Source organism: Tenacibaculum sp. AWR4_210, assembly GCF_056160945.1.
In genome coordinates, this window is the sequence record NZ_JBSWYF010000002.1 from 1 (window position 1) to 24,786 (window position 24,786).

General features: G+C 38.5%; 15 protein-coding genes. 9 read left to right on the top strand and 6 right to left on the bottom strand.

Translation table 11 applies throughout. The features are described 5' to 3' along the window. Window positions 1-4,490: 4,490 nt before the first annotated feature. The 3 genes from mnmG to ACXAG7_RS03390 all read right to left on the bottom strand — a co-directional run bounded on the left by mnmG (window position 4,491) and on the right by ACXAG7_RS03390 (window position 10,393). The gene (gene mnmG, locus ACXAG7_RS03380; protein ID WP_408041772.1) at window positions 4,491-6,368 is read right to left on the bottom strand and encodes a tRNA uridine-5-carboxymethylaminomethyl(34) synthesis enzyme MnmG; all 1,878 of its coding nucleotides are present in this window, start codon (window positions 6,366-6,368) and stop codon (window positions 4,491-4,493) included. A 34-nt stretch (window positions 6,369-6,402) separates the two neighbouring features. Then, on the bottom strand, window positions 6,403-6,816 hold the full coding sequence (gene ybeY / locus ACXAG7_RS03385) for an rRNA maturation RNase YbeY (protein WP_476665971.1): 414 nt from the start codon (window positions 6,814-6,816) through the stop codon (window positions 6,403-6,405). Between the two features lie 247 nt (window positions 6,817-7,063). Next, entirely contained in the window at window positions 7,064-10,393 is a 3,330-nt protein-coding gene (locus tag ACXAG7_RS03390; protein ID WP_476665972.1) for a DUF4175 family protein, read from the bottom strand. 209 nt (window positions 10,394-10,602) lie between these two features. Here ACXAG7_RS03390 and ACXAG7_RS03395 point away from each other — a divergent pair, with 209 nt between their 5' ends. From ACXAG7_RS03395 to gltX, 3 genes are all read left to right on the top strand, one after another. Then, complete coding sequence (locus ACXAG7_RS03395; RefSeq protein ID WP_476665973.1) at window positions 10,603-11,445, top strand: transporter; 843 nt, start codon at window positions 10,603-10,605, stop codon at window positions 11,443-11,445. A 141-nt stretch (window positions 11,446-11,586) separates the two neighbouring features. Continuing rightward, complete coding sequence (locus tag ACXAG7_RS03400) at window positions 11,587-12,162, top strand: hypothetical protein (protein WP_476665974.1); 576 nt, start codon at window positions 11,587-11,589, stop codon at window positions 12,160-12,162. Between the two features lie 162 nt (window positions 12,163-12,324). After that, a complete protein-coding gene (gene gltX, locus ACXAG7_RS03405; RefSeq protein ID WP_408041777.1) occupies window positions 12,325-13,839 on the top strand; it encodes a glutamate--tRNA ligase in 1,515 nt (504 codons plus the stop codon). A gap of 52 nt (window positions 13,840-13,891) precedes the next feature. Here the strand turns inward: gltX and ACXAG7_RS03410 are convergent, their stop codons facing one another. Further along, window positions 13,892-14,479 carry a hypothetical protein gene (locus ACXAG7_RS03410; RefSeq protein ID WP_408041778.1) on the bottom strand — a complete coding sequence of 196 codons (588 nt, stop codon included), beginning with the start codon at window positions 14,477-14,479 and terminating at the stop codon, window positions 13,892-13,894. Window positions 14,480-14,527: 48 nt separating this feature from the next. Next, a complete protein-coding gene (locus tag ACXAG7_RS03415) occupies window positions 14,528-14,962 on the bottom strand; it encodes a TerB family tellurite resistance protein (protein WP_408041779.1) in 435 nt (144 codons plus the stop codon). A gap of 524 nt (window positions 14,963-15,486) precedes the next feature. On the opposite strand from ACXAG7_RS03415, the gene ACXAG7_RS03420 reads away from it, so the two are divergent. Next, window positions 15,487-17,880 carry an aminotransferase class I/II-fold pyridoxal phosphate-dependent enzyme gene (locus tag ACXAG7_RS03420; RefSeq protein WP_476665975.1) on the top strand — a complete coding sequence of 798 codons (2,394 nt, stop codon included), beginning with the start codon at window positions 15,487-15,489 and terminating at the stop codon, window positions 17,878-17,880. Window positions 17,881-17,911: 31 nt separating this feature from the next. Here the strand turns inward: ACXAG7_RS03420 and ACXAG7_RS03425 are convergent, their stop codons facing one another. Then, entirely contained in the window at window positions 17,912-18,796 is an 885-nt protein-coding gene (locus ACXAG7_RS03425) for a winged helix-turn-helix domain-containing protein (RefSeq protein WP_476665976.1), read from the bottom strand. A 117-nt stretch (window positions 18,797-18,913) separates the two neighbouring features. On the opposite strand from ACXAG7_RS03425, the gene ACXAG7_RS03430 reads away from it, so the two are divergent. The 5 genes from ACXAG7_RS03430 to ACXAG7_RS03450 all read left to right on the top strand — a co-directional run bounded on the left by ACXAG7_RS03430 (window position 18,914) and on the right by ACXAG7_RS03450 (window position 24,674). Continuing rightward, window positions 18,914-19,477, top strand: a complete 564-nt coding sequence (locus ACXAG7_RS03430; RefSeq protein WP_476665977.1) for a YceI family protein — start codon at window positions 18,914-18,916, stop codon at window positions 19,475-19,477. 114 nt (window positions 19,478-19,591) lie between these two features. Further along, window positions 19,592-19,936, top strand: a complete 345-nt coding sequence (locus tag ACXAG7_RS03435; RefSeq protein ID WP_476665978.1) for a biotin/lipoyl-containing protein — start codon at window positions 19,592-19,594, stop codon at window positions 19,934-19,936. Window positions 19,937-19,983: 47 nt separating this feature from the next. Beyond that, window positions 19,984-20,487: a nuclear transport factor 2 family protein gene (locus ACXAG7_RS03440; RefSeq protein ID WP_476665979.1), complete on the top strand. Its 504-nt coding sequence runs from the start codon at window positions 19,984-19,986 to the stop codon at window positions 20,485-20,487. A 93-nt stretch (window positions 20,488-20,580) separates the two neighbouring features. Then, entirely contained in the window at window positions 20,581-23,940 is a 3,360-nt protein-coding gene (mfd, locus tag ACXAG7_RS03445; protein ID WP_476665980.1) for a transcription-repair coupling factor, read from the top strand. Further along, window positions 23,940-24,674 (top strand): protein phosphatase 2C domain-containing protein, encoded by a 735-nt coding sequence (locus ACXAG7_RS03450; protein ID WP_476665981.1) that lies wholly within the window; start codon window positions 23,940-23,942, stop codon window positions 24,672-24,674. The genes mfd and ACXAG7_RS03450 overlap by 1 nt, the downstream gene beginning before the upstream one ends. Window positions 24,675-24,786: the final 112 nt, after the last annotated feature.

The window sequence follows — 24,786 nt, forward strand, 5'->3', positions numbered from 1 at the left end:
TTTCTCGTGGAACGCTTTTGTATTGGATTACTGTGATAGGTGTTTTCAATTGAGGAATGGTCTCACGAGATATCCATAGTTAAGGAAAGAGGGTTCTCTCCTTTTTTGGTGGCGCTGTTTAATTTGATGTAGCTGTTCCTGATCTATGCAATTGCGTTTTAGGAGTACTTGGATTCGAGTTTTAGGCATGCCTAGAAGCCCCCTTTGAGGTTTTGTATACGTTATACTCAGTTATACTTTTTAGCAGACTAATTAGGATGTTTCTCGTGGAACGCTGTCGTACTGGAATACGATAACAAGTGTTATCAATTGAGGAATGTTTTCACGAGATATCCATAGTTAAGGAAAGAGGGGGCTCTCCTTTTTCGAGGACACATTTAAATTTGATGTAGGTATTCCTGATGAACGCGATTGTATTTTTAGGAGTACTTGGATTCGAGCTTTAGATATGCCAAGAAGCCCTCTTTGAGGTTTTGTATACGTCATACTCAGCGATACTTTTTAGAAGTCTTGTTTGAATGTTTCTCGTGGAAAGCTGTCGTACTTGAATACGATATCAAGTGTTATCAATTGAGGAATGTTTTTACGAGATATCCATTGTTAGGGAAAGAGGCTTCTCTCCTTTTCCGAGGGCACATTTTAATTTGATATAGGTGTTCCTGATCTATTCGATTGTGTTTTTAGGAGTACTTGGATTTGAATTTTAGGAATGCTAAGAAGCCCTCTTTTGAAGTTTTGTATACGTTATATTTAGCTATACTTTTTAGCAGACTAATTTGGATGTTTCTCGTGGAACGCTGTCGTACTGGAATACGATAACAAGTGTTATCAATTGAGGAATGTTTTCACGAGATATCCATCGTTAAGGAAAGAGGGGGCTCTCCTGTTTCGAGGACACATTTTAATTTGATTTAGGTATTCCTGATGAACGCGATTGTATTTTTAGGAGTGCTTGAATTTGAGTTTTAGGCATGCCTAGAAGTCCTCTTTGAGGTTTTGTATACGTTATACTCAGCTATACTTTTTAGCAGTCTTGTTAGGATGTTTCTCGTGGAACGCTGTTGTACTGGAATACCGTGCTCTCGTGTTTTCAATTGAGGATTGTTTTCAATCGAGATCCATAGTTAAGGAAAGAGGCTTCTCTCCTTTTCTGAGTGTATAGTTTGATTTTATGTAGCTGTTCCTGATCTGTGCGATTGCGTTTTTAGGAGTACTTGGATTTGAATTTTAGGAATGCCAAGAAACCCTCTTTTGAAGTTTTGTATACGTTATATTCAGCTATACTTTTTAGCAGGCTTGTTAGGATGTTTCTCGTGGAACGCTGTCGTACGGGAACACCAGACTCTGGTGTTTTTAACTATAGAGTGTTTTTACTAATAAATCTTAGTTGTTTGAAAAGAGACTCCTCTCCTTTTTTGGTGGTGCTGTTTAATTTAATCTATGCCTTCCTAATCTATGCAATTGTGTTTTTAGGAGTACTTGGATTCGGGCTTTAGGAATGCCAAGAAGCCCTTTTTAAGGTTTTGTATACGTTATACTCAGCTATACTTTTTAGCAGACTAATTTGGATGTTTCTCGTGGAACGCTGCAGTGCTAGAATGCCGAACTCAGGTGTTTTTAACTGTGTGATGTTTTTACGAGATATCCATAGTTAAGGAAAGAGACTCCTCTCCTTTTCTGAGTGCATAGTTTAATTTGATGTAGGTGTTTCTGATCTATTCGATTGCGTTTTTAGGAGTACTTGGATTTGAATTTTAGGAATGCCAAGAAGCCCTTTTTAAGGTTTTGCACACGTTATTTTCAGCTATACTTTTTAGCATACTAATTTGGATGTTTCTCGTGGAACGCTGTTGTATTGGATTACTGTGATAGGTGTTTTCAATTGAGGAATGGTCTCACGAGATATCCATAGTTAAGGAAAGAGGCTTCTCTCCTTTTCCGAGGGCACATTTTAATTTGATGTAGGTATTCCTGATGAACGCGATTGTATTTTTAGGAGTACTTGGATTCGAGTTTTAGGAATGCCAAGAAGCCCCCTTTGAGGTTTTGTATACGTTATACTCAGCTATACTTTTTAGCAGACTTTTTTGGATGTTTCTCGTGGAACGCTGTCGTACTGGAATACCATGACAGACGTTTTCAATTGAGTAATGTTTTTACGAGATATGCATAGTTAAGGAAAGAGGTTTCTCTCCTTTTCCGAGGGCACAGTTTAATTTAATGTAGCTGTTCCTGATGAACGCCATTGTATTTTTAGGAGTACTTGAATTCGAGTTTTAGGTATGCCTGGAAGCCCTCCTAGAGGTTTTCCAAACACTATTCTCGGCTATACTTTTTAGCAGACTTGTTAGGATGTTTCTCGTGGAACGCTGTATTCCTAGAATACCGTTCTTTGATATTTTTAGCTGCTGGATGTTTTTACGAGATATCCATAGTAAAGGAAAAAGACTCCTCTCCTTTTCTGAGTGTATAGTTTGATTTAATGTAGCTGTTCCTGATCTGTGCGATTGCGTTTTGAGGAGTATTCGGATTCGAGTTTTAGGCATGCCTGGAAGCCTTCTTAGAGGTTTTCCAAACGTTATACTCAGCTATACTTTTTAACAAGCTTGTTTGAATGTTTCTCGTGGAACGCTGTAGTACTATAATGCCGTACGTAGGTATTTTTAACTTTGTGATGTTTTCACGAGATATCCATAGTTAAGGAAAGAGGCTCCTCTCCTTTTCTGAGTTCACAGTTTAATTTAATGTAGCTGTTCCTGATGAACGCGATTGTATTTTTAGGAGTACTTGGATTCGAGTTTTAGGTATGCCTGGAAGCCCACTTAGAGGTTTTGAACACGCTATAATTTACTATACTTTTTAGCAGGATTATTTAGATGTTTCTCGTGGAATGCTGTTGTACTGGAATACCGTGCTCTGGTGTTTTCAATTGAGGATTGTTTTCAATCGAGATCCATAGTTAAGGAAAGAGACTCCTCTCCTTTTTGTGGTGCTGTTTAGTTTAATCTATGTCTTCCTAATCTATGCAATTGCGTTTTTAGGGGTGCTCTGATTCGAGTTTTAGGAATGCCAAGAAGCCCTCTTTTGAAGTTTTGTATACGTTATATTCAGCTATACTTTTTAGCAGACTTGTTTGGATGTTTCTCGTGGAACGCTGTCGTACTTGAACACGATAACAAGTGTTATCAATTCAGGAATGTTTTCACGAGATATCCATCGTTAAGGAAAGAAGCTTCTCTCCTTTTCCGAGGGCACAGTTTAATTTGGTTTAGCTGTTCCTGATCTATGCGATTGCGTTTTTAGGAGTACTTGGATTCGAGTTTTAGGCATGCCTGAAAGCCCTCTTTAAGGTTTTGCACACGCTATAATTAGCTATACTTTTTAGCAGGCTTGTTAGGATGTTTCTCGTGGAACGCTGTCGTACTTGAATACGATAACAAGTGTTATCAATTGAGGAATGTTTTTAGGAGATATCCATAGTTAAGGAAAGAGGCTTCTCTCCTTTTCCGAGGGCACATTTTAATTTGGTTTAGCTGTTCCTGATCTATGCGATTGCGTTTTTAGGAGTACTTGGATTTGAATTTTAGGAATGCTAAGAAGCCCTCTTTTGAAGTTTTGTATACGTTATATTCAGCTATACTTTTTAGCAGACTAATTTGGATGTTTCTCGTGGAACGCTGTCGTACTTGAATACGATAACAAGTGCTATCAATTGAGGAATGTTTTCACGAGATATCCATCGTTAAGGAAAGAGGGGGCTCTCCTTTTTCGAGGACACATTTTAATTTGATGTAGGTATTCCTTATGAACGCGATTGTATTTTTAGGAGTACTTGGATTCGAGCTTTAGGAATGCCAAGAAGCCCTCTTTGAGGTTTTGCAAACGTCATACTCAGCGATACATTTTAGCAGGATTATTTAGATGTTTCTCGTGGAACGCTGTAGTCCTAGAATACCGTTCTTTGATATTTTTAGCTGCTGGATGTTTTTACGAGATATCCATAGTTAAGGAAAGAGGCTTCTCTCCTTTCTTTGATGTTTTATTGTCGTGCCTATTTTTTGATCTGTGTTGTTTGCTATAGCTAAGTAGAAGTATATACTAAGGAGCTCCTCACTTTTTATAAAATCATGCTGCTCATATAATACACCTAGTCGAATTAACTTATGAAGTGTTTCTCGAATACTCTGAGGTACGTCGGCCCTCTTTAAATTCGTTTTTAGCGCTTTTTACCGTTTAAATTAGTGTTCAGGTTACATTGGTCTTTTAAAGAGTATTCTTCGTTCTAAGGGCGTAATTTGGGTTTGAAATGCCGGTGTTATTACTTGTCAAAAAGAAATAATTAAGATTAGCTATAAAATCGCTATGCTGTGTATACTATATAAAACTTTTTATCGTTGTATAAGTATTGTTTGTGTTTAACATACGATATAAGTGTGAAAAAAAAAGAGGCTCTTTATAGAACCTCTTTTTTGTTTTATACTATTCAGCTATTAACGCCCCATATATACGAGTAGTACGGAAATATCACTTGGCGATACACCGCTAATTCTACTTGCTTGAGATATTGAAGTAGGTTGAATTTTACTCAACTTTTCTCTGGCCTCAAACGAAAGCGATTTTACTTTTGTGTAATCGAAACTTGAAGGAATCGGAACATTCTCAAGTCTGTTTAATTTGTCGGCATTATTCTTTTCTTTCGCGATATACCCAGCGTATTTTAAATGTATTTCTACCTGCTCTATAATTTCACCGTCTATCTCATGTTCTTCAGTAAAAGCAGCTAGTTTAGCTAAGGATGCGTAATCTTCGAAATTCAATTGCGGACGAGCAGCAATTTTATAGAGCTTCATTGATTGGTTGATCAAAGCGAGATTTTTTGCCTCTAAAATAGGGTTCATTTCCTCTTTAGTAACACTTAAATTCTCAAGAAAATCAATGAGCTTTTGTGTCTTTTCTTTTTTGGCTTGTACTCTATCAAAGCGTTCTTGAGTGGCTAAACCTAACTCGAACGATTTCTCTGTCAAACGCAAATCGGCATTGTCCTGACGTAATAACGTTCTGTATTCGGCTCTAGAAGTAAACATTCGATACGGTTCTTCTGTTCCTTTCGTAATTAAATCGTCAATTAAAACTCCGATATACGCTTCACTTCTCTTTAAAATGAATGGCGCTTTGTTTTGGGTTTTAAGTGCTGCATTTACTCCGGCCATCAAACCTTGGGCTGCAGCTTCTTCATATCCTGTTGTTCCGTTAATTTGCCCTGCAAAGAATAAGTTTTCAATCAGCTTAGTTTCTAGATTGTGTTTTAATTGCGTAGGCGGGAAATAGTCGTACTCGATGGCGTACCCATATCTGAAGAATTTTACATTTTCAAATCCAGGAATAGCTCTGATAGCTTTGTCCTGTACATCTTCGGGTAATGAAGTTGAAAATCCATTAACATAAATTTCAACAGTGTTCCAACCTTCTGGTTCTACAAAAACTTGATGGCGTTCTTTCTCTGCAAATCGATTGATTTTATCTTCTACCGAAGGACAATAACGAGGTCCTGTTGATTTGATACGACCGTTAAACATCGGTGATCGGTCAAATCCTTCTTTTAAGAGCTCGTGAACTTCCGGATTGGTATAGGTTAAATAACACGAACGTTGCTGTGTAAGCGGACGTGTAACTGGTAAATAAGAGAATTTTTCTGGGTTTTCATCTCCAGGTTGTTCTGTCATTTTAGAGTAATCCAACGAACGTCCATCTACTCTTGGAGGAGTACCTGTTTTCATACGACCGGCCTCAAATCCTTTAGCAACCAAGTCTTCTGTGATTCCTGTTGAAGCTCCTTCACCGGCTCTACCTCCACCGAAAGTCTTTTCTCCGATATGGATTAGCCCGTTTAAGAAGGTACCCGCAGTTACAATAACTGTTCGCGACTTAATTTCTAAGCCTAAAGCGGTTTTAACTCCTACAATTTGATTTTCATCAAACAATAATCCATTAACAGAATCCTGATAAAAATCTAAGTTTTCGGTTTGTTCCAGTAAGGTACGCCAACATTCAGCAAATTGCATACGGTCTGATTGCGCTCTAGGGCTCCACATAGCAGGACCTTTTGACTTGTTAAGCATTTTAAATTGGATCGCCGTTTTATCAGTTACGATACCGCTATAACCTCCTAATGCATCGATTTCTCTCACTATTTGCCCTTTTGCAATTCCTCCCATGGCAGGATTACAACTCATTTGAGCGATGTTCTGTAAGTTCATTGTAATTAACAAAGTCTTTGCACCCATATTTGCACTGGCTGCAGCTGCCTCACTACCGGCATGCCCTCCTCCTACTACAATGACGTCGTATGTCGTACTAAATAAACTCATCTTTATTTCAGTTCCACGTGGAACTCGTTTTTTGTTATGGATTTAATAATTCTAAACATTCATTTTCTTTTGCACGCATTTCAGCTTTCTCTTCATCGGTTTTGTCTTTATAACCTAAATAATGAAGAATACCGTGAATGATAACACGATGCAATTCATTTGCAAAGGTAACACCAAATTCTTTAGCATTTTCCTTTACTCGTTCAATGGAAATAAAAATGTCTCCACCTACAAGTTTTCCTAAAGTGTAATCAAAGCTGATAATATCAGTAAGCGTATCGTGCTGTAAAAACTCTACATTAATTTTATGCAAGTACGCATCGTCACAGAAGATGTAGTTGACATCTCCTACTTCTCCTTCGTTTTTAGTAATGCAGTCAATAATCCATTGACGGGTGTTTGCTTCATTTTCTAAGGAAAAATCTAGTTCGTAATTAAATTCAATCATTGTATATCTTTTGCTGTAAATCGAAATCTTTTAAATACCTGTAGCCTCTGAAATCAGTTGTGGTTAATCAGAAAACTATGGGAAACGATAGTTGAAACAATCCCCTCTTACTACCAACTCCCGAATTATAAGGAAACGGATTTGCAAATAAGCTACCTTATCAGGTCGGTTCTCAACTACATTCCCCAGTATTCAACAGCCTGTTCTAGGAACTTCAGGTTCCTTTATCGATACAACGAACTATAAATTACTGTTTTTGGGTACTGTTAAAGTAGTTTTTGACCTTTTGTTTCAAATCGTCGCGCAAAGGTAGGGATTGTCTGCGTAATATTTCGGTCTGGTTTTTAAATAGCTTCTTGAATTTTAGACTTTTCTGGTTTGAAGTACCGTAATTTTTACGGTTGGTATTTGATTCGCGTTCTTTTTTGCGCCCTTGCTCGAAACTAGCTTTGTCTAGTTTTAGTAATTCGTAGTTTAATTGGCGCATGCGCTCGATCACTCCCTGGTTAAACCCTTGCTCAAGAATTTTGTTCTCTAAATCTTCCATTTTCTCTACAATTTTCTTGGCATTTCCATTCCCCCCTTTGCCTTTCTTTAAGGCATCTTGAAGCTGTTGACGTAACTGCGCTTGTTCTTTGTAAATCTGATAGAGTTTGCCATTCATCTCCTCACTCTGCTGTCCTTGTTGCCCTTCTTGTTGTCCTTGTTCCTTGCCTTTACCTTTTTGCTTTCCTTTTCCCTTTTTAGGTTGTCCCTGTTGCGATTTTTTCATCCCGTTTTTCATTTTCTCCATCAATTCATTTTGCTGTTGAATAATGTCGGGTAGACTAAACGATTTTCCTTTCCCCTTTCCTTTTCCCATTCCTTGCTTGGGGTTCTGCATGGCATCTAAGGTATTACTCAACATGTCTGCTAAGGTGTTAGCAGAGGTCATTACGTATTGCTGATTAGAGACCCCTCGACGGATGCGATTATCCGCTAAGTTTTCTAAGGATTGGTCTATGTTATAATGGGCATTGGCAAGCTCGTCTTGAATTTTAGTACTGATGCTAGGTACACGCATAGACAAAGTAAACAAACTGTCATCTATATGTTCAAAATAGGTTTTAAGCTGGTATTGACGTTTTAAGTTTTTACTAAAACTAGGGTGATCAGCGTTTATTTCACCAAAATCTTGCATGAGTTTCTCTTGTTTAAAGGAATAGGTAACCAAATTTTCGAGTACCTGGCGTAAACTTTCCATGTTCTCTTCTTGCATCTCTGCACTCATCGATTGCATACTCTGCTGCATTTTTTTGCTCATTTCTTGCATTTTTTGAGCTGCCTTTTTCTGATTCTTTTTGGCTTTTTCAGAATTATTCTTTTCTAAATTTTCTTGAGCCTGTTGCATTTCTTGCTCCGTCTCTTTTTGAAGCGTATCCATTTCTGGTAATTGCATAGGCTCTTTGAGCTTAGAATTTTCTTTTTTTAAGTCTTTTAATTCTTTTTTAATGGAGTCAAAATCCTTCTTAAGCTTTGCTTGTTGTTCTTTCGTATCCGTTTTTTTAGCGTCGTTTTGCTGTGTTTCTTTGTTGCTTAAGGCCTCTTGTTTTTTAGCGGTTTTATCGAGCTTATCGGCAATTTGATTCATTTTTTGCTCAACATAGTAACGCTTGGTCATTTCTAAAATGCGTTCCAAACTCTTCTCTTGCTGTTTGTTTTGCTCAGCGAGTTCCTTGGTTTTTTTTATCAGTTCTTCTTTGCTTAACTTCTCTGCGAGCTTTTTAAGTTCATCCAATAACTTTTGTTGTTTCTCCAGTTTTTTCAATTCCTCTATGCGCTTCTGTAGGTCCTCTTTTTTTTGTTGGAGATCTTCATTTTGCTCTTCTTTTTCCTCTAAGTTCTCTTGCAATAGCTGACTTTGCTTTTGCATCATTTGCCTGTATTGTTGTTGACGCTGTAATAGATTTTGAATATTCTTTTTATCGCTCCAGTTAAGTTGGTCTTTGTTTTGTAAATCGAGCTGGATTTTTTCGAGCTCGCGTTTGCTTTGTTGTTGTTTCTGCAAAGATTGTTTGAGCTGATTTATTTGTCCTTTTTGTTCTTCTAAAAGCTCTTCTTCGAGTTCCTCGCTGCTTTTTTGTCGGTAGAAAAATTTCTTGCTTTGGGTGCGTTTTGCTCCGTTAACACGGTCGTTGTCGTAAACCGTAAAGTACAGTTCGTATGTTCCTGCCGTAGGCAACTGGATAGTACCGGGAAATTCGTAATAAAAAGACTGTACTAGGTCGTTACTTAAAGAAATTGACTTCTTGTTGGCCTGCTCATCCGTAGTGCTTTTATAGTTGAGCTCTAATTTACTAAAACCGTGGTCATCGGAAATTTGACCTGCAAATTGTGCATTTCCTCGCGTGATACTGTCGATATTGCTCTCGATGATAATACTGGGAAATTCGTCTTTAACTACTTGAATCGAAAAACTGAGCTCTTCGTAATTTTTTAAATTTTCATTCGATGTACTAATACTGTAATTGATGTTCTCAAGTGCTTTTAAACGATAGCTAAACTCTTCTTCTGCAGTTGTTGTAAACGCTTCGGTCTTTGTGTTATGCTTAAATTGAACGGCGGTAGTTTGTGATGTTTTTACCTTCCATTGTACGGATGTTCCTTGTGGAACAATGACATTTCCAGCATTGTTGAGTGTTTCATTTTTTTTACCCAAGTAAGCTGGATATTGCAGTACCAACTCAATATTTCGAATGGTAGGAGTATTTACTACGCTTATCTCGTAAGTGTCCGATTGTACTCCGTTGGCACTGATAAAGAAAGGAAAAGAGGTCTGGATATTTTCAAAAGCATAAGAAAAAAGACCGTTTCCTTCATTATGTAGGTAATATTCCTGATTTTGGAAGCTTATTTTCGCATTTTCGGGGAGCACAGTTCCCGATGCTTGGACAAAAAGGGTGAAAGAACTCCCTTTGATAACCTTTAAATCATCGGTTGTTAAAGCAAACGAAAAAGGAGCTGGTGGAGCGTATGCGGTTTGGTGATTTAACACGCGCTCTAAACTATTTGATAGTTTCGAACTAAAACCGGTTACAAAACTCAAAACCCAAAACAGCACAGGAATCGCAGCAAAGAGCAAGTACTTTTTGTTGGCCGTAAAATTGATTGCCTTTCCGAAAGGAACGGTTTCTAGCTCCAATGATTTTTGTGCAATGCTAGCTTGAAGTAACTCGGAATACTGACCGTGCTTTTGTAATTGCAGTACGTTGGTGAGCTTGTCACTAACTTCCGGAAAGTGATTTCCTATGATACTAGAGGCCTCTTCAGGGCTAATCCCTTTTTGTAAACCGAATAATTTAAACAGAGGAAATAAAATAAACCGGAGTAATAAATACAATTCCACAGCGATGAAAAGCCAAAAGAGCAAGGTGCGAAATGTAGGTTTTAACCATAAAAAGTGCTCAATAACCAAGGTGAACAGTAAGTACAAAATCCCTAATGCAAAGAAAAAAATACTCCCTTTGATCAGTTCATTGGTATAATACTTCTTACTGAATTGTGCTAGTTTTGACTCGATATTTTTGAATTCATTCATCTTTTTCAGCTTTGTTACTTTCGTTACTCACTTCCGATTGCTAGCAGGCAATCATGATTTTGCTTGAAAATCTGCCTATAGCTTATAACCTATAAAAATACTACTTTTAAAATAAAGGAGTTTTTCACTAAATTTTGTAATTTATATTCGGTATTTCCTACTAAGTAGTAAATTAAGAGTTCGCTTATACAACGTGTTATTTTAAAATTATGAAACAAATTAAACTTCTTAGCTTAACAGCATTGCTAGGGCTTGCATCTGCAGTACAAGCACAAAGTCCGTGGACACAAAAAAAGAACAAGGCCTATGTACAGGCTTCTTTTACCAGTATTTCTAACTATGATAAGTTATACGGTGACCCCGATTATGCAACCGAACGAAAAATTACCGACCAAACCATTCAACTGTATGGTGAGTATGGAGTGAGTGATGCCACTACCCTATTTGCAACCGTTCCGTTAAAAATGATGAAGGCAGGTGATCTCGTGGTTCCTGGAGCGACTCCTTGGACTGCTGAAGCTTCAGAGAGTAAACTCGGAAACATTCAGTTTGGTGTAAAGCACAATTTTTACAATAAAAAATGGATTATTTCTGGTCAATTGGGAATAGAAGCCAATACCAGTTCTTACGATGCTGCTTCTGGATTGCGTTCAGGATTTGATGCCTGGAGTTTTTCACCGATGGTATTAGTGGGAAGAGGATTTAGTAATTGGTATATACAAGCTTTTACGGGTGCCGATGTACGAACCAATGCCTATAGCAGTAATTACCGACTAGGAGGAGAATTAGGATATAAAGCTGTCAGCTGGCTTTGGGTAGCAGGATTTTTGGATGGTTCCGCCGCTTTAGGTAATGGAGATCGCGTTGTGCCAGTAAACAATCGCCTAACCGGATTGTACGTCAACAATATTAGTTATGCGGCGTTTGGACTTAAGCTCATCGGAGAGATCAACCAAAAGTTTGGAGTAAATGCAGCTATGGGAGGTGCTTTTGGTGGACGTAACGTAGCTAAAAAGCCGGCCTTTACCTTCGGAGTGTATTACAAATTATAATAGGGGTTTTCCCCCTTTTCTGTCAAGGTAAAAGCACTGAAAAAAAGAGTGGTATCCACCGCTTATTATCAGTCGAAATCTTGATGATAAAAGGTATTACTTGAATGAGTTTTGAAGTTCGTTTAAGTAATGCCTTTTTTTATGAACTATCGGGTAGGAATTTTTCTTCTTTGTTGCGGAATTGTCGCTGTTGCGTGTAAAACCAATAAGGTATCGGTCAACTCGTCATGGAGGGCCGTCAGAGCCAGTACGAGTACTTCGAACTCAGCGGACAAGTGTTTTCTTACAGTTCATGATAAAGCTGGCTTGTCGTATATCTACAATCCTCAGCTGTTCAAAGGAGATTGGTTGGCTCACCTCGGAAAAACGCTGTGTTGGGATTTTCTAGTCCTTCATGATGGTGGGTTGAATGAACCTATTGCTCCTCGATTAGTAATTTACAGTGGTGATCCTATGAATCCGACGGCTGCAGCTGTTTTTACAGCGAGTAACAATACGGCAATGAAAGGACAATGGGTGCATGTGTGTGCCCCTATCGAGCGCTGTGCAGGCAATCAATTACCGAGTAATGCCCAAGGAGATTGGACGATGAAATCGGGTGCTACGGCCAACGATTGGGAGCGGTTATTGCAACAGGTTTCAGGAATACGTTTTGTAGTTGACGTTACCAGTGCACCTACCGAGGTCTTTGGTTTTGATAATATTCAAATTCGGTAGTTCGATGCTATATGCTTGCAGCGCTTCACAAAATGGGGTTGTGTCCTTCAATTATTTCGATGGAAGTACTACTTATTTTTGAGTCTATCATTTCACAGGTTCATCGGGTTAAGTATCTTTGCACTTTTAACAGTTACTACTGATTTTTTAAAGATTTAAAACATGACTGATAACGTAAGAGTACGATTTGCACCGAGTCCGACAGGACCCTTGCATATGGGAGGTGTAAGAACTGCCCTATTTAATTATTTATTTGCTAAAAAACACAACGGAACATTTGTTCTTCGCATTGAAGATACAGATCAAACACGTTATGTGGCCAATGCAGAACAATACATTATAGACTCTTTAGAATGGTGTAATATACCATTTGATGAGGGACCTGGAAAGAACGAAAAATTTGGACCTTACAGACAGTCAGAACGCAAGGAGTTATATAAAAAGTACGCAGAGGAACTCCTTGAAAAAGGGCAGGCGTACTACGCTTTTGATACACCAGAAGAATTACAGCAATTACGCGATGCCTTAGAAAAGGAAGGCAAAACCTTTATTTACAATTGGCACAATCGCGAACAGCTAAATAACTCTCTTTCTCTATCGAAAGAAGCAGTTGCTGCCAAGTTAGCAGCAGGTGAAAAGTACGTGGTTCGCTTTAAAACACCTCAAGGTGAACGTTTGGAAATGAACGATGAAATTAGAGGTACCATTACTATAGACACGAATACCTTAGACGATAAGGTGTTGTTTAAGTCGGATGGGATGCCTACCTATCACTTAGCAAACATCGTTGATGATCATTTGATGGAAATTTCTCATGTGATCCGCGGAGAAGAATGGTTACCTTCACTCCCACTACACGTATTGCTTTACAGAGCATTTGAGTGGGAAGCACCTAAATTTGCACACTTACCACTGATTTTAAAACCAGTTGGAAAAGGTAAATTGAGTAAGCGTGATGGAGATAAGCTAGGATTTCCTGTATTCCCGTTAGCCTATACCAATGAAAATTCAGGAGAAGTTTCAAGAGGATACCGCGAAGACGGATACTTTGCCGATGCTTTTGTAAATATGTTAGCCTTATTGGGTTGGAACCCAGGTACTGAGCAAGAATTGTTTACTTTAAACGAGTTGATTTCTGCTTTCGATTTAAATAGGGTTAGCAAATCTGGGGCGAAATTCAGCCCAGACAAAACAAAATGGTTCAACCAACAATACTTGCAAAACGCTGCTGTTAAGGACCTTTCAGAAGGGTATGAAACCATTTTAAAAGAGAGAGGAATTGCTGAAAGCGCTGACTATATTCAAAAAGTAGTTAGCTTAGTTAAAGAAAGAGCAACCTTTATTACTGATTTCTGGGATTTGTCTGATTTCTTCTTCCAAGCACCGACGGAATTCGATGCCAAAGCTGCTAAAAAGCAATGGAAAGAAACGACTCCAGAATTAATGAACGGTTTAATTGAGGTATTGGAAGGTATTGACGATTGGACGGCAAATGTTACTGAGCCTATTGTCAAAGCTTGGATCACAGAGAGAGAAGTTGGGTTTGGAAAAGTAATGCAACCTCTCCGATTGAGCTTGGTTGGTGCTTTAAAAGGACCTCACCTATTTGATATTATGGAAATGATAGGTAAAGAAGCTACGATTCAACGAATTAAGCATGCAATAGCTACCTTATAAAAACAAAAAAAAGCGGTTTTAAGCCGCTTTTTTTATTTTATTTACCTAAGTGTTAAAAACACGTTCCAGATGATCTAGCTGCGTGATTTCCACCTTCAAATAGGTTGTTCCAATCCATTTTTATCAAAACACTTAAAGCTCCTTGAATATGCGATCGCATACTTTCATAACTTTCTAGTGAGTGCTTGTAATATACTTGAGGGTTGATACCAATACGGTCAGATACCCAATAAATTCCTCCCACTCCTAAATTAAAGGTTGGCGTCATTTTGCGCTCCGAGTCAACAACACTTCCTCCTACAAAAACATAAGGACTGAAATTGTCAATGATGGCGTCAAAATTGTAACGTAATGAACCATCGATTGAAAAGTACTTGGCACTGTTGGAAACGAATCCTACCTCGTCAAGGGTGTTAAAAGACATTGCGGCATCCACAGAAAGTCGCTCACCAATGGGCATGGTAAGGTTTAATCTCGGTACTTGAAACTGATATTGGTCTCCTATAAAGCCAGCATCGCTTTCACTAAATTTTGTCATCGCAACTCCGAAACCAATTTGCCAAGATTCATTTAAGTTCTGTGCAATTAGGCCGACGCTGAAAAATAGACTACATACTGCTAAAAAAATCGTTTTTCTCATACGGGGATTTTATAATAATAACTTTAAAGCTGTAAATTTAGTATAATTTTATTCTAAATTCACTTTTTTTATGGCTATTATGTAGTCGTCTAAGTCATTGTTATTCATAACTAAATGCAGGGATTCATCACAAACTTTTTCTACATTGTCTAGCGGAAATTGTAAGGCTACTGCAATCTTTCTCAGCAGTACTACTTGGGCTGGATCAACAGAATTATCCGCAAAAATCATTTGTGTAAGTCGGTATAAACGTTCAATGCGTTCATCGTAGTTTACAGGTGGATTTACAGGGTATTTGTTAGGATTTTTCAAAATACTCTCGTATTCCTCCTCGTTAATATGGAGCTTGCGTGCTGCTCGTTGTAATAGGTTTAACTCTTCCGTTGCGATGATTCCGTCACTTTGGGCTATTTTCACAATACTCGCAAAATGACCCAACTCTTGTTTGTGTTTTCCACTTGAATAAATATCAGAAATAGACATGATGTAAATTTTAGGTTATATAATTTTAGATTCAAAAAAGTAAAAAAGTCACCCCTTCTTTTAAGGTTTACGTCAGAAAATATTTTCTTCGGTAGTACAAGCTAAATTTACGAAATCTAAAGGTATTGTTTTTATCAATAGTTATTTTTTCTTGATAAAATATGCTTATTTAAACGGTCTTTTTTAAGTGTCTTTTTATAGAAGATTGAAATTATTTGGAATATGTGTATGCATCACCTACTTAAAGTGTCTAAAAACCCTGTTTTTGTGCTTTTTTCTAAACAGTAAGTTTTGATTTAATCCTACCTATAGACTTATATGTCACAAAATCAGTTTAGTAGAATTTTGTTTGTTATATTTTACAATTTACTAACATTTGTTTTTCAAAGAAAAGCGTTCTTTGTGCTTCCTATTTTGAACGAGTTTTGCTTCGTTCTTACCTACTACATCTTTAAAGCACGTTTTGTGAAAACAAAAGGTGCTGTACTAATTTGAATCAACTATAAATTAAAAATAACGAAACTATGATTGATGTTTTAGATCAAATTATTGAAGATGGGTTTAAAAGAAAACTGGTTCACAATTACACCTCCACAGAGCTCGATGCACTTCCCAGTGAAGTAGCCATCGATGGTGATACCTATGTGAATTTTGGTTCTTGTAGTTATTTAGGACTTGAACACGATCCGGATATCAAACGAGGCGTAATTACTGCCGTAGAAAGGTATGGAACGCAATTTTCTTCTTCACGAACCTATTTATCTATAGGACTTTACAGTGAATTGGAAGGACAAATGAGACGTATTTACAATCGGCCGGCTATTGTCACTGCAAGTACAACCTTGGGGCACCTGGCAACTATACCTGTGGTTGTCGGACCAAATGATGCCGTTGTCTTGGATTTACAGGTGCATTCCAGTGTGCAAATGACGGTTAAGTTGTTGAAAGAAAAAAAGATACCAGTATATGTGGTAAAGCACAATTGCATGGAATCATTAGAGAAGAAGATAGCAAGTTTAAGTAGTAAACACGAGAAGGTTTGGTATTTTGCCGATGGTGTGTACTCTATGTACGGAGACTATGCTCCCTTTGCTTCTCTGAAAAAATTGTTGGATACCTACAAAAAATTTTACCTCTATATAGACGATGCCCACGGAATGGGCTGGACCGGAGAACACGGTTGTGGAGTTGCTTTTAGTGAGCTCGGAGCACACGATAAAATGATTTTGGCCGTATCGCTAAACAAATCGTATGCGGCTGCTGGTGGTTGTTTGATTTTTCCGAATGAACACTGGGAACGAAAAGTCCGAAATTGCGGAGCTACCTATATATTTTCAGGGCCCATACAGCCTCCTATGCTAGGCGCTGCTATTGCCTCAGCAGCTTTTCATACCTCGTCCAAAGTAAGGCAACGACAAGAAGATTTGATGCAAAAGATTCAGCTGACAAATACTTGCTTAGATCGATTGCACTTACCTCAGTATCAAAAAACAGACAGTCCTTTGTTTTTTATTCCAGTTGGACTGCCTAAAATTTCCTATGATATTGTCAATAAAATGAAAGCGAGTGGCTACTTTTTGAACGTGGCTTCTTTTCCGGCGGTTCCTATGAAAAAAAGCGGAATTCGTTTTATGATAAACTGTAGCCTCAGTGTTGAGCAAATAGAAGGAATGCTGTGTACTTTGCAAGAGAAATACCTAGAATCTCTGGAAGAAAATGGGAGTGATTGTAAGGAAGTTGCTCGTGTTTTTAACCTGCCAAACTTTCATAGGGAGTCTTTGAAGCAACCCCTTTCAACTGTTCGAGATTGGCAGGTCAAAATTGATAAATCGATAGTGAATATCGATCAACATGAGTGGGCTCACTGTTTTGATAAGACTCCTACCCTATCCTGTGCTAATTTGTACGAGCTCGAACGTACTTTTTCCGATACTACCACGCGTGAAAACAAATGGGATTTTTATTATGTGACCATTAAGGATGCTAGCGGAGCGCTCGTATTAAAAACTCTTTTTACGCTCGCTTGGACAAAGGATGATATGTTTGCTTCGGCAGCTGTTTCTGAAAAGGTTGAAATGGAACGAGTTAAGAATCCGTATTTTTTAAGTTCTAAAACTCTAGTTTTGGGGACTTTAATAACCAAGGGAGATCATCTGTACCTCAATTACCAGCACGCTGAATGGAAACACGCATTAAGGCTATTAGGAAAGACCTTAAGTGAAGTTCAGGAAAACCAAGGAGCCACTAAAATTATGTTGCGTGATTTTTACGGTGCTCCCCAAAGTGATTTTGAAACGTCCTTATTGGAATTAGGCTATACGAAATTTAGGCTGCCTGATAACTTTTTTGTCCGTAACATCAACTGGAATTCAGAAGAGGAGTACTTGCAAAGACTGAACCAGAAATACAGGTACAACGTACGAAAAGAAGTTTTGAAGTTCAGTGACAATTTCAGTGTGGCTTATCAGAAAGCAGCCAGTGATACAGAACTTCGCTCTTGGTATCAGTTGTATGAACAAGTGTATCACAAATCCTACAAACTCAACGTATTTAAATTGCCATTTCACTTTTTTCAACTCATGAATACTAGTGATAATTATGACTGCATTCAGTTATATTTAGCGAACGATGAGCAAGCCCAACCTAAGCTGGTTGGTGTCATGTTTAGTTGTAAGCAGGCAGATACCTATACAGCTATGATAGTTGGTCTTGATTACGAATGGGTGTACGAGTACAATGTATACAAGCAAATACTGTACAAAACACTCTGTAGAGCAAAGGAATTGGGCTGTAAAACGCTTGATTTTGGTTTTACTGCTGACATGGAAAAGAAAAAATTAGGGGCTGTTGCTCAGGAGACTTATGCCTTTGTTCAGGCTACTGAACACTTGAGTCATTCCTTATTAGATACCTTGTAATAAAGAAAGATTGGGTTGATTTCTAGTTGAATCAACCCTCTTTTCCTATTACTAACTTATAGCCAACACCGTGTAGATTGACTATTTGTATGCCTTGATCTAATTGTAACTTTTTTCGAAGTTTAGAAATGTAGGTGTCTAAACTTCGTCCTACGATTACCCCTTTGTCTTCCCAAACTTTTTTACTCAATTCTTCACGTGTAATAACTTCGTTAGGACGGTTGGCGAGCAGGGCTAACAGTTCACATTCCTTACTAGATAAAGCGACTTCTTGGGCTTGAAAATGCAACTTGTGTTGGTCCGGAAAAAAATGATACTTTCCTAGGGAAATAATGTTGGTATTCGCAGGTTTGTCTTCCTGTTTTACCTCCTTTCGAATACTGATTAAGTAGAACAATAGGGCAAAAAAACTTCCTAGAATTATAAGGAGCCCACTGGTAAAATAACGAATGGAATCGGCTTTATTGGGGAGTTCCGTAAAATGTAGATGGACAGTATAACAAGCGGATGGTAAAATTCGCCCCTGACAAGGAACGATATCTTCTTTAGTATCCTGATTCATGATAAAGCTGTGTGCAATGGCATCGGTGGTACAAGGAATTACCTCTACCCTATAGCTGTTGGGAAGCTTTGCCTTGGCCAGACTTTTTTGAAATTGACTGGCGAGTACTCCTGGGTCAATTTTTAAAGCCGATTGAAACTCCAATTGATAATGGTAAGGGCTACGTTGTAAAACAGGACGTACCAAAGAGGTACTATCAGCATTGTAAAGTAACAACTGATGCCCTACTTCTCGAAGGCTGGATTGTACCTTGCTACTAAAGTCATTTTGAGGGGGGCTAAAGTTTAAAAAAAGCACTCCTGAAAGTACTAAAAGTAAACAGCTACCGTATAAGAGGATGGTTTTCGTATTCATAATTTCGAACAAATAAATTACTTTTTCACCTTATTTTACAAGGCTTGACACTTCTTTTACACTTTTTTGACACTTCCCGAACGAAGGCCTAGTAGTTTTATCGAAAACATAAATATCATGAAAAAAATTTACATGTTTGGGCTCTTATTTTTTATGGGGCTTATCACTGCTTCAGCGCAAAAAAAACTACCAGTAAAAATCCATCAGAGTACGGTTCATTGGGAAGGGTATTACGTTTTCCATTTTGGTGGGCATCAGGGAACCATCAAATTGTTAGACGGCTATTTTTTAAAGTCGGATGATAAATTGACAGGTGGTGATTTTGTTATTGATATGAAATCCTTGAAAAGTACCGATTTGGAATCGGTAGATGGAAGAACCAACCTGGACAATCACCTCAAGGCAGCCGATTTTTTTGATGTGGAAAAACATCCGCTAGCGGTATTGTCAATTTTGCGCATCGATTATGAAAAAAAGACGAAAGTAAAGGTTTACGCAAACCTTACTATCAAAGGAATTATGAAACCTATTTACTTTTCTGCAGACTTGGACTACGAAAAGAAAACTTTTCGAGCAAAATTTAAAATTGACAGAAGAAAATGGAAGGTAAATTACACCAGTGCTTTTCGAGATGGTGCTATTTCCGATGCCATTGGTTTTGATGTTTTATTGCAAATTTGATAGTTAAAACTGAAGTTTTTGTATTATTGTCCTAAGAGTATGTCTTAGAACCAAAAGGTTTAGTAGGCATACTCTTGTATGGAATGAAGAAAAATAACCTAAAACTAAAATGCTATGCTAAAAAAGCTATTATCGAAGTTACAACTGTGGAAAGGATCAACAGATTTTATGAAAAAGGAAGGTTCAATTGTTCCGAATATCCCGCTGCTCCCTGGTGAAAAATCGATTGTGGAAATGCCCAAGATCGGAGAGCACGGAGTGTATACCGTGAAAGAAGTTTTTTTTAAAGTAGGTGATATTGTCAAACCTGGGCAAGTATTGATGACCGTCGAAAATCATGAACTTTATTTAGAATTTGAGAGTTTTTGCTATGGTAGAATAACCACGACACCTCCCCAAGGGAAAATTAAAGAAGGAACCGTTCTTTTTAGTATCGAAGGGATAGCACCGACCGAGTAAATTCTCTTATTTTTCGTAACTTTAAGAAGCGTTAAATACCTTATTCTATGAGAATTCTCCTACTAATTTTAGCCTTTTTATGCTGTGCTCTTGGCGTTCAGGGGCAGGATGCTAGTCAAGTAAATGAGCTCAATACCCAAGTGTGGTTTCCTTTTAAAAAGGCTTACGAAATGAGAGATTGGAAAGCTTTTAACGCCTTACATACCGATGATGTTCTTCGAATTAACGATTATGGTAGCCGTCGAGGTAAGGAATATAAAACAGCTATACAAACAAATTTTTCTAAGCCTACTACCCAAAGGAAAACCATAGATTTTAGTTTCGAAAAAAGATTGGTATTTAACAAAGTAGCTTACGAAATCGGTTTTTATCGCGTGCGTATTTTTGAAGGGAGACGACTTGTAAAAACCAGTTTTGGTAGGTTTCACGTGGTAGTAGTGAAGCGTGCTGGCCGTTGGCGTATACAACAAGATTGGGACAGTGATACACTGTTAGGAATGCCAGTAAATGAACAACAGTTTTTAGCTGCCACTCGCTTAGCGGAACGCTAAGTCCATTGCCGTTTGTGCTACAGTTAGTAGCAGAAGTATAATTTTACCCCTAAGAGCCAAATTTTACTCGTACCTTTGTCAAAAATACCTACGTTGAGTAAGCAAACCATAGTAAATCATTATCAAGAATCTGCTAAGGTTGAGCAGATTGTACAGCAACTTCAACTCGATCAAAACCATTTTCAAATTACGAATTTGGCCGGATCGTCGTTGTCTTTTGTCATTTCAGAAAGTTTTAAAAAAGCAGGAAAACCTTACCTGCTTATTCTTAACGATAAAGAAGAAGCAGCCTATTATTTGAACGATTTAGAGCAACTACTCGGTGAACAGAATGTCCTGTTTTATCCGGGATCTTATCGCAGACCGTATCAGATAGAAGAAACGGACAATGCGAATGTACTCTTGCGTTCAGAGGTACTGAATAGAATCAATTCGAGAAAAAAACCTGCGGTCATAGTCACTTATCCAGCAGCTTTATTTGAAAAGGTGGTCACTAAAAAAGAGCTCGAAAAAAGTACCTTGAAAGTGGGAATAGGAGAACAATTATCACTCGATTTTGTCAATGAAGTACTCTTTGAATACCATTTTAATCGCGTTGATTTTGTTACCGAGCCCGGTGAGTTTTCGGTTCGAGGGGGTATCATTGACGTTTTTTCATTTTCTAATGATGAACCCTATCGAATTGAGTTTTTTGGGGATGAAGTAGACAGTATCAGAACATTTGACGTAGAAACGCAGCTCTCCAAAGACAAGTTGAAGAAGGTGAGCATTATGCCCAACGTAGAAAACAAGAAATTACAAGAAACGCGCGAGAGTTTTTTACAATACATAGCTTCTAAAACCGTTGTTTTTGCTCGTAATATAGGAGCTGTAAAGGGGCAGTTAGATACGTTTTTTGAAAAGGCGGAGAAGGCTTTTGAGAACTTGTCAAAAGAACTCAATCACGCAGCACCTCAGGCCTTGTTTTGCGCTGGAAATCAGATCGCAGAAGAACTCAAAAACTTCACCCTAGCTGAAATTACCTATCGCTCTGAGTTAAGAGCAGGACACTCGGAAGGCGATATCTTGTTTGCGATTCAACCCCAACCGTCTTTTAACAAGCAGTTTAATTTACTGATTGATGACCTCGTAAAAAACGATCAGAACGGCTATAAAAATTACATCTGCTGTGCCAACGAAAAACAAGCACAGCGTTTTAAAGATATTTTTGACGACGCAGAACAAGAAGTTCCTTATGAAACAGTCGTGTTTTCGTTGTATCAAGGGTTTATCGATACCGAAGAAAAACTAGTTTGTTATACCGATCATCAAATATTTGAGCGATATCACAAATTCCGTTTGAAAAACGGCTATGCGAAAAAGCAATCGATCACCTTGCAGGAGTTGACCAAATTAGAGGTTGGAGATTATGTAACACACATCGATCACGGAGTAGGTAAATTTGGTGGCCTTCAGAAAATTGATGTGGAGGGTAAAAAGCAAGAAGCCATTAAATTAGTCTATGGAGATCGCGATATCTTGTACGTGAGCATACACTCGTTACATAAAATTTCAAAATTTAATGGTCGTGACGGAAAAGCTCCGAAAATTTATAAACTAGGTTCAAATGCTTGGAAAAAAATCAAGCAAAAAACCAAAACTCGCGTCAAGGAAATTGCTTTTAACCTCATTCAATTATACGCAAAGCGGAAGCTGCAAAAAGGCTACTCTTTTGGTCCAGATACGCATATGCAACACGAATTGGAAGCGAGTTTCTTATACGAAGATACTCCCGACCAATACACTGCGACCCACGATGTGAAAACGGATATGGAAAAAGAACAACCCATGGATAGGTTGGTTTGTGGTGATGTAGGGTTTGGAAAAACAGAAGTAGCCATAAGAGCTGCCTTTAAAGCGGTAGATAACGGGAAACAAGTCGCTATTTTGGTACCGACGACCGTTTTGGCATTTCAGCATTTTAAAACCTTTTCTAAGCGATTAAAAGATTTTCCGGTGACTATTGATTACCTCAATAGATTTCGAACTACAAAGCAGCGAAAAGGCGTATTAGAAGGAGTTGCTGATGGTAGTGTGGATATTGTTATCGGAACGCATCAGCTGACCAATAAAAATGTAAAATTTAAAGATTTAGGCTTGCTCATTATCGACGAAGAGCAAAAGTTTGGAGTCGCGGCTAAAGACAAGCTCAAAACAATCAAAGAAAACGTTGATACCCTAACCTTGACGGCGACACCTATTCCGAGAACCCTGCAGTTTAGTTTGATGGCGGCTCGTGATTTATCGGTCATCAAAACCCCACCCCCCAACCGACACCCCATCGATACCAATGTGATTCGCTTTAGCGAAGAGACCATTCGCGATGCTGTTTCATATGAAATTGCCAGAGGAGGTCAGGTGTTTTTTATACACAACAGAATAGAAAATATTAAAGAGGTGGCCGGACTGATACAGCGCTTGGTACCAGATGCGAAAGTAGGGATTGGTCACGGTCAAATGGAAGGGAAAAAACTCGAAGAATTGATGTTGAGTTTTATGAATAATGAATTCGATGTTTTGGTATCAACTACCATCATTGAATCAGGACTAGACGTACCGAATGCCAATACAATTTTTATCAATAATGCCAATAACTTCGGACTGTCAGACCTTCATCAGATGCGTGGACGTGTTGGGCGATCTAATAAAAAAGCCTTTTGTTATTTCATAACTCCCCCCTACCATCACATGACGGATGATGCTCGTAAGCGAATCCAAGCTTTGGAAATGTTTTCTGATTTAGGAAGTGGACTCAATATCGCTATGAAGGACTTGGAAATTCGCGGTGCTGGTGATTTGTTAGGAGGTGAACAAAGTGGATTTATCAACGATATCGGGTTTGATGCCTATCAGAAAATCCTACAAGAAGCCATTCAAGAACTCAAAGAAAACGAATTTAAAGAGCTGTATCCTACAAGTGCTAACGAACCCAAAGAGTTTGTCAAAGAAGTCCAGATCGATACGGATTTTGAAATTTTGTTCCCAGACGATTATATCAATGCAGTCAGTGAGCGCCTGGTATTGTACAACAAGCTTTCAGAAGTACAAGACGAGGCAGCGCTCAGCGTGTTTGAAAGTGAAATTGTGGATCGCTTTGGTCCTTATCCTACGCAAGTTGCAGACTTACTCGACAGCGTCCGAATAAAATGGTTGGCGAAATCATTGGGGCTGGAAAAGGTAGTGCTCAAGCAAAAGCGCTTGATTGGTTATTTTGTGGCTGATCAGCAAAGTGAGTTTTATCAAACCCCTGCATTTACTAAAATGCTTCAGTACGTACAGCGCAATGCTAAGAGCTGTGTGATGAAAGAAAAAGAAACCAAAAACGGGCTTCGTTTGCTCGTAACTTTTATTAAAATAGACTCGGTAAACAAGGCTTTTTCGACCTTGAGTGCTGTCGCTTCAAACCCTTCGTAATGCATATAGACACGGTATTACAACGCGGTTATTTTCACGCTAAACACTGTGAAGACGCTCTCGTTACTGAAAGCTTGGCAAATGACAGAAGACTCCTGGCCGTGATGGACGGATGTTCCATGGGAAAGGAGGCTGTTTTCGCGAGTTTGCTGATTGTCAAGCTTCTTCGGAAGATTGCAAAAGAAGAACGTTACAAGGATTTTGTACAGCCTTCCACTACAACACTCAAAGAGCAGCTTAAAACGGTCTTAAAAGAGCTGTTTTTAGGTTTAAATGATATGAAAAGGATGTTAGATTTGGACAAGTATGAGTTGCTGAGCACGTTGGTTATCGGAGTCGTGTGTGAAAAACAGCAGGAGGCAGAAGTATTGGTGGTCGGAGATGGAGTTGTTTGTGTCAATACCGACGTGTATGATTTTGAACAAGACAATGCCCCTGATTATTTAGGCTATCACCTCGATGAGCCTTTTGATACGTGGTACGCTGCTCAACAGCAACGAGTTTCTTGTAATCAGCTCGAGCAATTACTTCTCGCTACTGATGGTGTGCACGCCTTTAAAAATCTCAGGGAACCCGCGGACCAGGAAAACTCTGATACCGTAATAGCGGCGCTCTGTGCCACGGATCGGATGGAAGGAAGCTTTGTAAAACTGGCTCGATTGGTAAACAACTTAGAAAAAGCAAATGCTTGGAAGGCTACTGATGACCTAGCAGTCATTCGCTGTGATTTTTAAAATTTTAAAAAAAGCACCTGTGTTTTGAACGTGTATTCGCGACTGTAAGTTAAATAACAACCTGAAGACTCCAGCCCGAGATTCTTGTGTGCTTTTTTGTGGCTCTTTGTTG

What these genes read in the sequence shown, in the direction of transcription:
- ACXAG7_RS03400 (WP_476665974.1), top strand. Translation starts at nt 11,587, where the DNA reads ATGAACTATCGGGTAGGAATTTTTCTTCTTTGTTGCGGAATTGTCGCT.
- ACXAG7_RS03435 (WP_476665978.1), top strand. Translation starts at nt 19,592, where the DNA reads ATGCTAAAAAAGCTATTATCGAAGTTACAACTGTGGAAAGGATCAACA.
- ACXAG7_RS03395 (WP_476665973.1), top strand. Translation starts at nt 10,603, where the DNA reads ATGAAACAAATTAAACTTCTTAGCTTAACAGCATTGCTAGGGCTTGCA.
- ACXAG7_RS03415 (WP_408041779.1), bottom strand. Translation starts at nt 14,962, where the DNA reads ATGTCTATTTCTGATATTTATTCAAGTGGAAAACACAAACAAGAGTTG.
- ACXAG7_RS03420 (WP_476665975.1), top strand. Translation starts at nt 15,487, where the DNA reads ATGATTGATGTTTTAGATCAAATTATTGAAGATGGGTTTAAAAGAAAA.
- ACXAG7_RS03410 (WP_408041778.1), bottom strand. Translation starts at nt 14,479, where the DNA reads ATGAGAAAAACGATTTTTTTAGCAGTATGTAGTCTATTTTTCAGCGTC.
- ACXAG7_RS03425 (WP_476665976.1), bottom strand. Translation starts at nt 18,796, where the DNA reads ATGAATACGAAAACCATCCTCTTATACGGTAGCTGTTTACTTTTAGTA.
- ACXAG7_RS03390 (WP_476665972.1), bottom strand. Translation starts at nt 10,393, where the DNA reads ATGAATGAATTCAAAAATATCGAGTCAAAACTAGCACAATTCAGTAAG.
- gltX (WP_408041777.1), top strand. Translation starts at nt 12,325, where the DNA reads ATGACTGATAACGTAAGAGTACGATTTGCACCGAGTCCGACAGGACCC.
- ACXAG7_RS03430 (WP_476665977.1), top strand. Translation starts at nt 18,914, where the DNA reads ATGAAAAAAATTTACATGTTTGGGCTCTTATTTTTTATGGGGCTTATC.
- ACXAG7_RS03440 (WP_476665979.1), top strand. Translation starts at nt 19,984, where the DNA reads ATGAGAATTCTCCTACTAATTTTAGCCTTTTTATGCTGTGCTCTTGGC.
- ACXAG7_RS03450 (WP_476665981.1), top strand. Translation starts at nt 23,940, where the DNA reads ATGCATATAGACACGGTATTACAACGCGGTTATTTTCACGCTAAACAC.
- ybeY (WP_476665971.1), bottom strand. Translation starts at nt 6,816, where the DNA reads ATGATTGAATTTAATTACGAACTAGATTTTTCCTTAGAAAATGAAGCA.
- mnmG (WP_408041772.1), bottom strand. Translation starts at nt 6,368, where the DNA reads ATGAGTTTATTTAGTACGACATACGACGTCATTGTAGTAGGAGGAGGG.